Source organism: Bacillus sp. B1-WWTP-T-0.5-Post-4 (assembly GCF_009183795.1).
GTDB lineage: Bacteria > Bacillota > Bacilli > Bacillales > Bacillaceae_G > Bacillus_A > Bacillus_A cereus.
Genome location: NZ_WEIJ01000002.1, coordinates 644,353 through 657,252, shown reverse-complemented (window position 1 = coordinate 657,252; position 12,900 = coordinate 644,353). Strand labels below are relative to the sequence as shown.

Genomic DNA, 12,900 nt, shown 5'->3' with positions numbered 1-12,900 from the left:
AGTAAAACTTTGGAGTTTTTAATGTTTCATATGTGCTTGTAAAGGAATAATCTCTTCTTGTTGAGCTGCTGCGATTTCAGTTTCTTCCTGTTGAACTTCAGGTGTTTTCTTTGTTAAGTAGTGGTATACCATACCGACAAATACTGATCCGCCAATAATGTTACCGATTGTAACAGGAATTAAGTTATGAATAGCACCTGAAAAAGAAATTGTCTCAGGATGCGGTGAAACTAAAGATAAAGCAAAGAGTGATAAGTTTGCAATACTATGTTCGTAACCAGATAAGAAGAATGTGAAAACAAGTAGCATCATGACTATTATTTTTGCTGTGTCACCTTTAACCTGAGAAGGTAAGAAACAAGCAAGACATACGAGCCAGTTACATAAAATGGCTTTAAAGAATAACTGCATTGTAGGTGTGTTCATCTTTCCTTCAACGACTTTACTCATTAAGTGACCGTGATCAATTGCTTCAAAAATTCCAGTTGCGTAAAATAGTAAGGCAAAGAATAACGCGCCGGCTAAGTTACCTGCATAACAAGCAACCCAGTTACGTAGTGTATCAGAAATCGTTGTTTCTTTTCTTAAAGTTGCTACAGTAAAGTACATTGTGTTCCCAGTAAACAATTCAGCACCGCCATATATAATAAGTACGAGAGCAATCCCGAAAAACATAGAAGCAGCTAAATAAGTTGCTGGTGAATCTGCAATGTGAAAAAAGTTACCTAATTTAAAACATAGTACAATAATAAAACCGATATAAATACCCGCAAGTGCAGCACGAATGAAATATTGCATTGGGTTTGTATCTAGTATTTTCTTTTTGCTTTTAGCCAGTTTGACAACATAATCTAGTCCTTGTTCTAGCATGAGTAATACGCTCCTTTAGTAAATCTTCTATAAATACTCCTTATATGAATAAAGTACATGGAATTGTTCTCACTTTCAATAAGTTTGTGCAATGTTTCACAAAAAGGACATACATACATTAAGAAAACGTTTACAAAAGGTAGTATAATGGAATTTTTTCTGGACATTGGGAGGAAGAAAGAAAAAGAAAAAGCGCTGTAATTACAGCGCTTTTTCGTCTAAATTCTTTTCTACTTTTACTTCTACTTCTTTTGAGAAGAACCAACCACCAACTGCGATTCCGACTAATACAATCCAGAATGTAAGCTTCCACGGAGTGGATTCTGGGAATGAATGTGGAATTACATTTAATGCAGGGTGTGCTAATGTATAAACTGCTAGCTTCACACCAACCCAACCTACAATTAAGAATGCTGCGGTTTCAAGTCCTGGTTTACGTTTTAAGATTTGTACGAAAGCAGTTGCTGCAAATCGCATAATGATTAATCCGATAAGTCCACCTACAAAGATAACAACGAATTGCCCAGTATCAAGACTACCAATTGTACCTAATCCTGTTTTTGGTAAAGTCATTGCTAGTGCAACAGCAGCTAAAATTGAATCAACTGCGAAGGCGATATCAGCAACCTCAACTTTAAATACAGTCCACCAAAAGTTCTCTTGTTTTTTCTTTGCTTCTTTTTCTTCTGTTTCTTCATCTGTGTTCTTTTTAACATATGTTTTAAATAAGTGATTACCAGCGATAAACATAAGGTAGATGGCACCGATTGCTTGCACTTGCCATACATCGACTAAGAACGAAATCATAAATAACGATCCAAATCGGAAAACAAATGCCCCCGCTAATCCATAAAATAGTGCTTTCTTTCTTTTTTCTTCTGGTAAATGTTTTACCATAATTGCAAGAACAAGAGCGTTATCAGCCGCTAAAATCCCTTCAAGTGCAATTAGGATGAGTAATACCCAACCATACTCCAATAATAATGATACATCCATGTACATTCTCCTCTCATTTCTATAAGTTCTAAATAAGTGAAGAATTTCCCCACTATTTAGTTTCCCCATACTCCTGCCTATTAACTTTGGAAGAATCTGGAAGTGAATGCAAAAAAGACCTCTGCCGTTAATAGGCAAAGGTCTTGCTAGACATATGTAATAAAAAATGCCAACAAAGCCGGAAGAACTAAGTTCTACGTAATGACGACTTTGTTTCCAAGAAATATTCTTGGACGCTACTCCCCTTTGGAGATATGTTATTGTATTCTCATTATATGGATAATTTATACGGTTGTCAACCTGTTAAAATATCTTCATTCGGATATTTTATTTTCAGGTTCTTTTTACGAGCAAATGAAAAAGCCAATGTTAAAGGACCCATTTTCCCGAAAAACATCATAAAGATAATAATAGCTTTTCCGATTATAGTTAAGTGGGGTGTTAAATTCATACTGAGGCCAACAGTCCCAAATGCTGAAAATACTTCGAAAGCACTCATCAATAGAGGAACTCGCTCAGTGATACTCAAAATTAAAATAGCAAAAAAGATAAATGAAATTGAAATAATAGTAATGGTTAATGATTTGACAATGAGAGTATCTTTAATGGATTTTTTAAATACGACAATATCCTCTTGTTGTTGTAAAAATTTAAATACGCCAAAAAATATGATTAAAAATGTTGTTAACTTAATCCCACCACCAGTTGAAGCGCTACCAGCACCAATAAACATAAGGAGCATCATTAATAGAAGAGAAGGTTTTGACAATGTAGAAATATCAACTGTATTAAACCCGGCAGTTCGCGTTGAAATTGCTTGAAAATAAGAGGCTAATCCTTCTTCAAATGGGGTAAAACCTCTCATAGAAAGGGAGTTATGGAACTCGAATATAAAAATAAAAAGGGTAGCAATAATGTTGACGATTAGAGTAGAAGAGAGCATAAGTTTTGAATGTAGTGTAAGGTTTTTAAAGTTTTTCTTTCTTTTTATGTCTACGATTACTGTAAAACCAATTCCACCTAAAATGATGAGAGAGGAAATGACGAGATTGACAAGAATGCTATGAGAATGGGACATTAAATTATCGCTCCACACAGAAAAGCCAGCATTGTTAAAGGCTGAGATTGAATGGAAAAAACTATAATAGATCCCTTTCATAACCCCATATTTTGGTACCCATTCAAAAGAAAGAATTATAGTAGCGATACATTCGACTGTAAAAGAGAATAAAAATAATGCTTTGGCAAGACGGATGATGCCGCCGATATTCGTTTGATTTAATGCTTGTTGCAGTAAAATCCGATTTTGAAGACCGATTTTTCTTCCGAGCATAATCGCAATTAAGACAGCAAAGCTCATAATGCCAAGCCCGCCAACTTGTATAAGCGTTAAAATGACACATTGTCCAAACAAAGTAAATACTTTTCCAGTATCTACAACACCAAGCCCAGTAACAGTACAAGCGGAAACGGTTGTAAATAAGGCATCGAGCCATGAAATGGACGTTGTCGTAGCAATGGGTAGTTTTAATAAACATGTGCCGACAACTGATAATACAAGAAAAGACAAAGTAAGAACGCGGGGAGGGCTCATGCTAATATTAATCCGTTTCATTTCACATATCGCTCCTTTCGTTTTGCTTTGATTAGTATGTGAAAAAGCACCATTATGTATGTTGAAAATAGAAAGAGGCAGAGAATATCTGCCTCTAAGCCATATGTTATATTATTATCCACGTAATTGTTGTTGAGCTAAAGCAACAAGACGTTTTGTTACTTCACCGCCAACTGAACCGTTAGAACGAGATGCTGTATTAGATCCTAAACTTACACCAAATTCTTGTGCAATTTCATATTTAAATTGTTCAAGTGCTTGTTCTGCACCTGGAACTAATAATTTGTTTGTTTTTACCATGTTGATACACATCCTTATGAGTAGTCCAGTTCAGCTAAGTTCTTATCTAAACTGGTAACGTTATTTTATGTGGAAACGACGTACTCATACGCGGAAGTAATCGGTGCGATTAGAAGTTCTTGGATAGAAAAAAGAGTAGCAAATTTGCTACTCTTTTTTTAGTATTGTCGCTGTTCCTTCCACGACAATATCATCTGATTGATTATATATGTTTGTTTGCAGCGTAATGATTTTTTTATCATCACGCTTCTTAATAACCTCTGCCACAACGCGAAGTGTATCACCGATTTTGACAGGGGCACGGAATGAAACATTTTGGGATAAATAAATCGTATTTTTGCCTGGGAGTTTCGTTCCAAGGATGGTAGAAATAAAACTCGAAACGAGCATACCGTGAGCAATACGTTCTTTAAACATTGTCGTTTTTGCAAAAGAATCTAAAATGTGAATAGGATTCACATCCCCAGTCAATTTTGCAAAATTGATAACATCTTCATCTGTAATTGTTTTTGTAAGGGATGCTTGATCACCGACTTGAATCTCATCATAACGAAGCTCCGGAACAGTTTGTGCTTCTTGAAATGGATTCATTTTGTCCTCCTTCTTTTCCATATCGAAAAATGTTAGCCATCTTGATGTAGTAGGAGGAAGAAAGAGTTTTGTTTGTGCTGCGGTTAGCTCCCACATTTTTCTTACTTGATGGAAGTAAATAGATTTTTTGAGTTTTCCTCGAACTTTTTTGCGAGTTCCAACTGTTTTGACTTGAACTCTTCCAAAAAACCCTCTAACTGTTTTTGAGCCTCTTCACGTTGTAATTGTTGTTGCTCAATAAATTGTTTTGTTGTTTCTTCAAATTGGCCGCTTGTTTGGGTAAGAATTGACAATGATGTTTTTGTAGGAGAAACAGTAAGCTGATGCATATGAGCAGAAAGTTCCTTCCATTTGTCCTGCCACTCGTTAATTTGATCATTTAAGGAGTTTCCAGTTAATTGTTTCACGTAATCTGTATATTGGTTATTGAACTGAGCAGTGAGTTGTTGTAGTTCTTTTTCTAGTTCATCTACTCCTGATGTTAATTTATGCAAAGCGTCTTGTTGTTGTTTTAATGTTTCTAAAGTAAGTTGCTCTAATTGCTTCCCAGCTGAAGAGAAAAGGGAAAGTGATTGAGACCAGTTTTTCCAAAATGCATCGACTAATTCGTATGGTTTAGTTTCCATTGTTTGACCCCCAAATGTTTTTTTGCATATTGTGAACGCAGATTACTCTGCTGTACCACCAGGTGAAGATGAAGAATCCGTTTCATCCTTTTCTGGAGAAGTAGAAAATGGAAAGAATGCATTGGTGTATAACGTGAAAAACGTTCGCAACATATTTTGATAATGTTCAAAAGAAGTCGCACATGTTGTTAAATATTGCTCTCCATATTCAGTTAAAGAATAAATTCTTTTTGCCGGCCCTCCATCGCTTGTATCCCAAGTAGAAGAAATAAGGTTTTCTTTTTCTAATTTGCGTAGTGTTCTATAAACATTACCTTGGTCAACAGAAGAAAAGCCGATATCCATTAGCATTTGAATAAGTTTGTAACCATGAAGACTCCAGTCTTTTAGACAGAGAAGTAAGAAGGGAACTAAGAAGTTTTTTGGCATGGAGTTTGGTTGTTTCGCTTGGTTGCTCTCCAAACTTTCGCGTTGTTCTGGTTCATTTTGTAGCATGATTGTGCATCACCTCATGAATCAGTTAGATGGAATTTTTTGCTTATAAGTGCAATTTACACCTATCTGTTTTTAAAGTCAACACATTTGTTAGAAAATAGAAAAAAATAAAATATAGACTTGAAGTTTTATTCAGAATATTAGAAAATAGTGAATAGGTTGAATTGTTTCAAAAACGAAAAAGGGAGTGTAGGTAAAGTGATTGATCAAAAATTCGATCCACTACAAGCATGGAAAAATGCTTATGAACAAACCGAAACATTTTGGGGAAAAGCGCTCAATGAAACAATTAAAACAGAAGAATATTCTGCTTGGATGGGCAGCGTTCTAGATTTGAATTTGTTTTATCAAAAAGCATTAAATGATACGACAAAAAACTATTTAGAACAAGTAAATGTGCCGACGAAAGAGGATATCGCAAGAGTGGCTACGCTTGTTATTAACTTAGAAAATAAAGTAGATAACATTGAGGAGTTTCTAGAGGAGAAAGTAGATTCTTTAGGGCAAGCTCCTACATTAAAGCGTGATGTAACGAAAGTAAAACAAGATATTCGTACGCTTGAAACAAAAGTAGATCAAATTTTAGAATTGCTAGAAAAGCAAAATGCAGTACTAGCTAAACTACAAGTACCTGTAAAAGAAGAGGTAAAGCCTGCGAATAAACCAGAAAATAAAAAATGATAAAAGCGCTTGTTTATAACAGATAAAAGAGAGAGGGAGAATCTCTTTTCACGTATAAACAGCGAAACATAATTATATATGGACTCTATAGTATGAGTACCAAAATGATTCATAACAATCGTTCACAAATTCATTTAAGGGGGAAAAGAAATGGTTCAATTAAATGGAAAAGTAGCAATCGTAACAGGTGGAGCAAAAGGAATTGGAAAAGCAATTACAGTAGCATTAGCACAAGAGGGAGCGAAAGTAGTTATTAACTATAATAGCAGTAAAGAAGCAGCTGAAAATTTAGTAAATGAATTAGGAAAAGACGGACATGACGTTTATGCAGTGCAAGCGGATGTTTCTAAAGTAGAAGATGCAAACCGACTTGTAGAAGAAGCTGTGAATCATTTTGGTAAAGTTGATATTCTTGTTAATAATGCTGGTATTACAAGAGACCGTACATTCAAAAAGTTAAATCGTGAAGATTGGGAGCGCGTAATTGACGTGAATTTAAGCAGCGTATTTAATACGACAAGTGCGGTTCTTCCATACATAACGGAAGCAGAAGAAGGAAGAATTATTAGCATTTCTTCTATTATTGGTCAAGCAGGTGGATTTGGCCAAACAAACTACTCAGCAGCAAAAGCGGGGATGTTAGGATTTACAAAATCATTAGCGTTAGAACTTGCAAAAACAAATGTCACTGTAAATGCTATTTGCCCAGGATTTATTGATACTGAAATGGTAGCAGAAGTACCAGAAGAAGTACGTCAAAAAATCGTTGCAAAAATCCCGAAAAAACGTTTTGGTCAAGCTGATGAAATTGCAAAAGGTGTAGTATACCTATGCCGTGACGGTGCGTATATCACAGGTCAACAATTAAACATTAACGGCGGATTATATATGTAATGAAGTAAGAAAAAAGTGCATATCCATAGCAGGAATGCACTTCTTTTTTTTAAGAAGGAAATCGACCAAAAAGGAGATAGAAAAATGACTACATTCGCAACAGAATGGGAAAAGCAATTAGAGCTATACCCAGAAGAGTACCGAAAAGCATACCGCCGAGTGAAAAGGGCGAGTGAAATTTTATTACGTGAACCAGAGCCGCAAGTCGGATTAACGCCGAAAGAGGTTATTTGGACGAAGAATAAGACGAAGCTTTATCGCTACATTCCAAAACAAGAAAAAACACAAAGAGTTCCAATTCTGTTAATATATGCTCTTATTAATAAACCATATATTATGGATTTAACTCCTGGAAATAGTTTAGTGGAATATCTAGTGGATCGTGGTTTTGATGTATATATGCTTGATTGGGGCACATTTGGTTTAGAAGATAGTCATTTGAAATTTGATGATTTCGTGTTTGATTATATTGCAAAAGCAGTAAAAAAAGTAATGCGAACTGCAAAATCGGACGAGATTTCTTTACTTGGTTATTGCATGGGTGGAACGCTAACTTCTATTTATGCAGCGCTTCATCCGCACATGCCAATTCGTAATTTAATTTTCATGACAAGTCCTTTTGATTTCTCTGAAACAGGATTGTATGGTCCTTTATTAGATGAGAAATACTTCAATTTAGATAAAGCGGTTGATACATTTGGAAATATTCCGCCAGAAATGATTGATTTCGGAAACAAAATGTTAAAGCCAATTACGAACTTTGTTGGTCCATATGTTGCTCTAGTAGATCGTTCAGAGAATGAACGCTTCGTCGAAAGCTGGAGATTGGTTCAAAAGTGGGTTGGTGATGGTATTCCGTTCCCAGGTGAATCATACAGACAGTGGATTCGTGATTTTTATCAAAATAATAAATTGGTTAAGGGTGAACTCGTTATTCGCGGACAAAAGGTAGATCTTGCAAATATTAAGGCGAATGTCTTAAATATTTCCGGGAAACGTGATCATATCGCTTTGCCATGTCAAGTAGAAGCATTACTAGACCATATTTCTAGCACAGATAAACAATATGTATGTTTACCGACAGGGCATATGTCTATCGTTTACGGTGGAACAGCTGTAAAACAAACATATCCGACGATTGGAAATTGGCTTGAAGAGCGTTCTAATTAAAAATAAAAAATCCAACTAGCCTATGTTAGTTGGATTTTTTTATGAAAAATAACAAAACATAGAAAGGAGAAATTTATATTTTAGGAGTATAATTATGAAACTTATGATGGGTAAGTTGTTTTGGAATACAGGAGTTTCTGTACCTTGTTATCCACTGTTAGAAAATGATATGATATGTGATGTGCTCGTAGTCGGAAGTGGCGAAGCCGGTGCTCATATAGCGCATTCGTTAGCGAAAATTGGCATGAGTGTTACACTTATTGAAAAAAGAGTAATTGCATGTGGTAGCACAGCTGCTAATACAGGTTTACTACAATTTCTTCATGATAAATCGTTAACCTCTCTTATCCATACATTGGGTAAAGAAAAAGGGGTACGAGCATATAAGCTTTGTTATGAAGCGCTAAGAACAATGGAAGAGGTTATACCGACTCTTGATATTAATCCCCATTTTATTCCGCGAAATAGTTTATATTATGCAAGTAAAAGTGAGGATGTCTCATTTTTACAAGAGGAGTACAATACGTTACAGAATTATGGATTTCCTGTTGAGTATTTTACAGAATCTGATATTAAGAAACGTTATCCTTTCATAAAACAAGCGGCATTATATACACACGGTGATGCCGAGGTGAATCCGTATTTATTAGCGCACAGTCTTTTGCATAAAGCAAATCAAATGGGAGCTAATATATATGAACATACAGAGGCAATACATATAAAGAAACGCAAAAATGATTTAATTTGTTACACGAAAACAGGAAATCAAATTGTAGCAAAGAATATTATTATGGCGACAGGTTATGAAGCGCTTTTTGGAAAGAAAGAAAGAAAAAATACAACAGTAGACACCTCTTATGCAATTGTAACAAATGAAATAGATCAGTTTGAAGGCTGGCATGAGCGATCGTTAATTTGGGAAACGGCACGGCCCTACTTATATTTTCGAACGTATCGAAACCGCATTATTGTAGGCGGATTAGATGAAGCGCTGCAAATTCAAACAATTGGTGATACGAAATTATTGCATAAGCGTGATATCCTTATTAATATTGTAAAAGAGATGTTCCCGCAGTATAAAAATATACAGGCAGACTACTATTGGGCAGCTGCATTTGGTGGTACTCATGATGGTCTCCCCATTTTAAAAGAAGACGAAAAGATACATAATTTGTTTTACGCATTGCCGTATGGAGGTAATGGAACTGTATATGGAATGGTCTTTGCCAAATTATTTGAGCAGTTACTTACAAATAAAGAAAGTAAAGATTTTTCTTTATTTAATCGATAGAAAAAAGGTAGCGAAGTGATGGAATGAGAGATATAAAAAAGTTTTTACAAAAATTACGTCCTGTACAACTCATCGTTTTGTTTTATTTGTTAGCAGTAGTTGTATCGGTGATATTGCTTAGTTTACCGTTTGTTACGAAGCCTGGTGTGAAATGGACATTTATAGATGCGCTTTTTACATCGGTTAGTGCGGTAAGCGTTACGGGACTGTCTGTTATTACGATTTCAGATACGTTTACTACAGCAGGAATTATTGTTTTAGCCCTTATTCTACAATTAGGCGGCTTAGGAATTATGGCGCTTGGTACATTTGTTTGGATCATTACGGGGAAAAAGATTGGTTTGCAAAGAAGAAGATTAATTATGGCAGACCATAATCAAGGGAATTTATCGGGTCTTGTAGAATTGATGCGTTCTATTTTGATTGTAATTATTTCAATAGAACTTATTGGAGCAATCCTATTAGGTACAAGATTTTTACTTTACTTTCCGACTTGGCAAGAAGCTTATTTTCACGGTTTCTTTGCAGCTGTTAGTGCAACTACGAACGGCGGATTTGATTTAACAGGACAATCATTAATTCCTTATAAAAAGGATTATATTGTTCAAATGATTCATATGTTACTAATTATTTTAGGAGCGATTGGTTTCCCTGTGCTAATGGAAGTGAAACAATTCCTTAGTAAAAGGAGACAACAATTATTCCGTTTTTCATTATTTACAAAATTGACGACAACAACATTTTTTGCACTCGTTGTTGTTGGTACAATTATGATTTTTTTACTGGAGAGAAATCATTTTTTAGTAGGAAAGTCATGGCATGAAACTGTCTTTTATACATTATTCCAATCTGTGACGACGCGAAGTGGTGGACTTGCTACGATGGATATACGTGAATTGTCACAACCGACGCTTTTATTTATGAGTATATTAATGTTTATAGGGGCATCTCCAAGTTCGGTTGGGGGCGGAATACGTACAACAACATTTGCTGTTAGTATATTGTCACTATACACCTTTGCAAGGGGCGGTAGAACAGTTAGAGTCTTCAAACGTCAGCTACATGAAGAGGATGTACTGAAAGCATCTGTCGTTATGACGATGGGGATTTTGTTATGTGCTACTGCGCTATTCATTTTATCTATTACGGAAAATGTACCGCTTATGAGCCTAATTGTTGAAGTTTGTTCTGCTTTCGGAACGACGGGACTATCAACAGGTGTTACGCCTGATTTAACAACTGTTGGGAAACTTGTACTTATTGTGCTTATGTTTATCGGACGCGTTGGCATTTTAACATTTATTTTAGCTAGTGGTGGAAGGGAACAACCACCTCGCTATAAATACCCGAAAGAGCGGATTATTATTGGATAGTATGAAACCATTCTACCTACGTTAGGTAGAATGGTTTTTTAGTCGTTAATGCCAAATTGTGGATGCATAAAAGCTTCATTTTTATTATCCGCTTCGTTTTTTAGCAATTCTTGATTTTCTTCTGAAATCCAGCCAATATCATTTGTAGGATGGATCCACTCATCGCCAGCCATAATGGCAGGATCTACTTCATCACTCCAATTGTTAAGCGGACTGTTCTCGGAATTATATTTACTGTCTCCAATTACAACATCATATTGATTCACAAAAGGTTGTTGCATCGTTTTTCCTGTTCCTTTAAAAGATGGAAAATTCATTTGATGCGGGAGCGTTTCGTCTAAAATCGGTGATTGAATCTTTTCTTTTTTCTTCAAAATCATCGCTCCTTTTTATAATGGTTTCTTCATATGTAGTATTTCCATCGAACGCCTCTTATGTACTTGTTAACACTTGCCAGTAATAATTATTTTAAGTTGTTTCAAAATAGAGTAGAAAGTGATTTCTTGAGAGCAGGTGAATGTATTGGTAAAAAGAAAAGTGAAACAAAATGCGGCAATCAATAATAATAAAACTCCGAAAGAAAGCTTACCAGATGCAGAATTTGCATTAGAGTATGAAGGAGAAAATAGCGCAAAGTATGCTAATCGTAATTCAAAAAAAGGGAAACAAAAATGAGGCGTTTTTTACAAACGCCTCATTTTTTTGTGGGATTATAAAGGTTTTTTTAATTATTTGTAAATTTAGTGTTTTCTATTAGCAGAAAAATGCGAAAAAACATAGAAGTAGCAACGTATTACACAAAAACAAACAACAAACAAAAGATTAATGTTGGTTTAATACTGCTTTTACACTAGTTGTTTATATTTGAGTTGTACATAAGATTTGTAAAAGGAGAGAGAAACAGTGAAAAAAACAATCTTTAAAGCTGTAGCGACTGGAATGGTATTTTCGTTATTAATGGGGTGTGGTGCAAAGAAAGAAGAAAGTGCTGGAGCGAAAGTGAAAGATGACAAATTATCTGGATCATTAACTGTTTACACAGCCATTGAAGAAGAGCTTGTACCAATTTATCTTGATTCCTTTAAAAAGAAATATCCTGATGTGAAATTGAACATTGTACGTGATTCAACAGGAGTTATTACTGCGAAATTACTAGCTGAAGGGAAAAATACACAAGCAGATGTTGTATGGGGAACTGCGGCATCAAGTCTATTAGCTTTAGATAAAAAAGATATGTTAAAAGGATACTCTCCAAAAGGAGCAGATCGTGTTCTTCCACAATTTAAAGATGATAAGCAACCTGAAAAATGGGTAGGAAATACTGCATTTATGACGGGGATTGCTGTAAATAAAGAAGAGTTAAAGAAGAAAAATTTACCGATGCCAGAATCATATGAAGATTTAACGAAACCAGAGTATAAAGGAACACTTGTTATGCCACATCCAGCATCATCTGGAACAGGATTTTTAACAGTTTCTGCATGGCTACAAATTATGGGTGAAGATAAAGGCTGGGATTACATGAAGAAACTTCATGATAATATGGCAAGTTATACGCATTCAGGTTCAAAACCAGCGAAATTAGCAGGAGCAGGTGAATATCCAGTCGGTGTATCAATGGTTTATAGTGCTTTAAAAGAGAAACAAAAAGGTGCACCAGTTGAAGTTGTACTGCCGAAAGAAGGATTAGGATGGGAAGTAGAAGCGAACGCACTTATTAAGAAAGATAATGCGAAAAATGATAAATTAGCGCAAGCATTTTTAGATTGGGCAATTACTGATGATGTAATGAAGTTATACTTTGAGAAAAATGGATTTGCGACAATTAAAAATGACTATAAACTTCCAGAGGGATTCCCGAAAGATGTTACGGAAAAATTATATAAAAAGAATGACTTTAAATGGGCAGCAGAAAATCGCGACAAAATTTTAGAAAAATGGGAAAAAGAGTTTGGCCAAAAAGCAGAACCGAAAAAGTAAGTGAGTGGGAGAGAGAAA

Annotated in this window: 15 protein-coding genes and 1 riboswitch; of the genes, 7 read left to right on the top strand and 8 right to left on the bottom strand. The window is 35.3% G+C overall.

The annotated features are described in order from the left end of the window. Positions 1–18: 18 nt before the first annotated feature. The 7 genes from GBN91_RS09040 to phaQ all read right to left on the bottom strand — a co-directional run bounded on the left by GBN91_RS09040 (position 19) and on the right by phaQ (position 5,493). Positions 19–870 carry a formate/nitrite transporter family protein gene (locus tag GBN91_RS09040; protein ID WP_000893026.1) on the bottom strand — a complete coding sequence of 284 codons (852 nt, stop codon included), beginning with the start codon at positions 868–870 and terminating at the stop codon, positions 19–21. A 201-nt stretch (positions 871–1,071) separates the two neighbouring features. Continuing rightward, positions 1,072–1,866: a TerC family protein gene (locus GBN91_RS09035; protein ID WP_000383326.1), complete on the bottom strand. Its 795-nt coding sequence runs from the start codon at positions 1,864–1,866 to the stop codon at positions 1,072–1,074. A gap of 90 nt (positions 1,867–1,956) precedes the next feature. Next, positions 1,957–2,123: riboswitch (yybP-ykoY riboswitch) on the bottom strand. Positions 2,124–2,161: 38 nt separating this feature from the next. Next, positions 2,162–3,481 (bottom strand): TrkH family potassium uptake protein, encoded by a 1,320-nt coding sequence (locus tag GBN91_RS09030; RefSeq protein WP_000822361.1) that lies wholly within the window; start codon positions 3,479–3,481, stop codon positions 2,162–2,164. A 114-nt stretch (positions 3,482–3,595) separates the two neighbouring features. Next, positions 3,596–3,781 (bottom strand): alpha/beta-type small acid-soluble spore protein, encoded by a 186-nt coding sequence (locus GBN91_RS09025; protein ID WP_000241212.1) that lies wholly within the window; start codon positions 3,779–3,781, stop codon positions 3,596–3,598. Between the two features lie 147 nt (positions 3,782–3,928). Continuing rightward, complete coding sequence (locus GBN91_RS09020; protein WP_001067916.1) at positions 3,929–4,372, bottom strand: MaoC family dehydratase; 444 nt, start codon at positions 4,370–4,372, stop codon at positions 3,929–3,931. Between the two features lie 101 nt (positions 4,373–4,473). Then, positions 4,474–4,998 carry a polyhydroxyalkanoic acid inclusion protein PhaP gene (phaP, locus tag GBN91_RS09015; protein WP_000448594.1) on the bottom strand — a complete coding sequence of 175 codons (525 nt, stop codon included), beginning with the start codon at positions 4,996–4,998 and terminating at the stop codon, positions 4,474–4,476. Positions 4,999–5,040: 42 nt separating this feature from the next. Next, a complete protein-coding gene (gene phaQ / locus GBN91_RS09010) occupies positions 5,041–5,493 on the bottom strand; it encodes a poly-beta-hydroxybutyrate-responsive repressor (protein ID WP_000939956.1) in 453 nt (150 codons plus the stop codon). Between the two features lie 198 nt (positions 5,494–5,691). Between phaQ and phaR the strand changes: the two genes are divergently transcribed. From phaR to GBN91_RS08985, 5 genes are all read left to right on the top strand, one after another. Beyond that, a complete protein-coding gene (phaR, locus tag GBN91_RS09005; RefSeq protein WP_000566942.1) occupies positions 5,692–6,174 on the top strand; it encodes a polyhydroxyalkanoic acid synthase subunit PhaR in 483 nt (160 codons plus the stop codon). Between the two features lie 150 nt (positions 6,175–6,324). Beyond that, positions 6,325–7,068: an acetoacetyl-CoA reductase gene (locus GBN91_RS09000; protein ID WP_000250407.1), complete on the top strand. Its 744-nt coding sequence runs from the start codon at positions 6,325–6,327 to the stop codon at positions 7,066–7,068. A gap of 84 nt (positions 7,069–7,152) precedes the next feature. Next, the gene (gene phaC, locus GBN91_RS08995) at positions 7,153–8,238 is read left to right on the top strand and encodes a class III poly(R)-hydroxyalkanoic acid synthase subunit PhaC (protein ID WP_000206336.1); all 1,086 of its coding nucleotides are present in this window, start codon (positions 7,153–7,155) and stop codon (positions 8,236–8,238) included. Positions 8,239–8,332: 94 nt separating this feature from the next. Then, positions 8,333–9,529 (top strand): NAD(P)/FAD-dependent oxidoreductase, encoded by a 1,197-nt coding sequence (locus GBN91_RS08990; RefSeq protein ID WP_152121391.1) that lies wholly within the window; start codon positions 8,333–8,335, stop codon positions 9,527–9,529. Between the two features lie 23 nt (positions 9,530–9,552). Continuing rightward, on the top strand, positions 9,553–10,902 hold the full coding sequence (locus GBN91_RS08985) for a TrkH family potassium uptake protein (RefSeq protein ID WP_001204707.1): 1,350 nt from the start codon (positions 9,553–9,555) through the stop codon (positions 10,900–10,902). 38 nt (positions 10,903–10,940) lie between these two features. Here GBN91_RS08985 and GBN91_RS08980 read toward each other — a convergent pair whose 3' ends face one another. Then, complete coding sequence (locus GBN91_RS08980) at positions 10,941–11,276, bottom strand: DUF3905 domain-containing protein (protein WP_000726024.1); 336 nt, start codon at positions 11,274–11,276, stop codon at positions 10,941–10,943. A 148-nt stretch (positions 11,277–11,424) separates the two neighbouring features. Here GBN91_RS08980 and GBN91_RS28790 point away from each other — a divergent pair, with 148 nt between their 5' ends. Both GBN91_RS28790 and GBN91_RS08970 read left to right on the top strand, forming a co-directional pair. Further along, on the top strand, positions 11,425–11,577 hold the full coding sequence (locus tag GBN91_RS28790) for a hypothetical protein (protein WP_000240799.1): 153 nt from the start codon (positions 11,425–11,427) through the stop codon (positions 11,575–11,577). Positions 11,578–11,805: 228 nt separating this feature from the next. Continuing rightward, complete coding sequence (locus tag GBN91_RS08970; RefSeq protein WP_000750893.1) at positions 11,806–12,882, top strand: putative 2-aminoethylphosphonate ABC transporter substrate-binding protein; 1,077 nt, start codon at positions 11,806–11,808, stop codon at positions 12,880–12,882. The last annotated feature ends 18 nt before the right edge of the window (positions 12,883–12,900 follow it).

Excerpts from the sequence above, each read along its gene's own strand:
- GBN91_RS09040 (WP_000893026.1), bottom strand. The coding sequence starts at position 870 with ATGCTAGAACAAGGACTAGATTATGTTGTCAAACTGGCTAAAAGCAAA.
- GBN91_RS09035 (WP_000383326.1), bottom strand. The coding sequence starts at position 1,866 with ATGGATGTATCATTATTATTGGAGTATGGTTGGGTATTACTCATCCTA.
- GBN91_RS09030 (WP_000822361.1), bottom strand. The coding sequence starts at position 3,481 with ATGAAACGGATTAATATTAGCATGAGCCCTCCCCGCGTTCTTACTTTG.
- GBN91_RS09025 (WP_000241212.1), bottom strand. The coding sequence starts at position 3,781 with ATGGTAAAAACAAACAAATTATTAGTTCCAGGTGCAGAACAAGCACTT.
- GBN91_RS09020 (WP_001067916.1), bottom strand. The coding sequence starts at position 4,372 with ATGAATCCATTTCAAGAAGCACAAACTGTTCCGGAGCTTCGTTATGAT.
- phaP (WP_000448594.1), bottom strand. The coding sequence starts at position 4,998 with ATGGAAACTAAACCATACGAATTAGTCGATGCATTTTGGAAAAACTGG.
- phaQ (WP_000939956.1), bottom strand. The coding sequence starts at position 5,493 with ATGCTACAAAATGAACCAGAACAACGCGAAAGTTTGGAGAGCAACCAA.
- GBN91_RS09000 (WP_000250407.1), top strand. The coding sequence starts at position 6,325 with ATGGTTCAATTAAATGGAAAAGTAGCAATCGTAACAGGTGGAGCAAAA.
- phaC (WP_000206336.1), top strand. The coding sequence starts at position 7,153 with ATGACTACATTCGCAACAGAATGGGAAAAGCAATTAGAGCTATACCCA.
- GBN91_RS08990 (WP_152121391.1), top strand. The coding sequence starts at position 8,333 with ATGAAACTTATGATGGGTAAGTTGTTTTGGAATACAGGAGTTTCTGTA.
- GBN91_RS08985 (WP_001204707.1), top strand. The coding sequence starts at position 9,553 with ATGAGAGATATAAAAAAGTTTTTACAAAAATTACGTCCTGTACAACTC.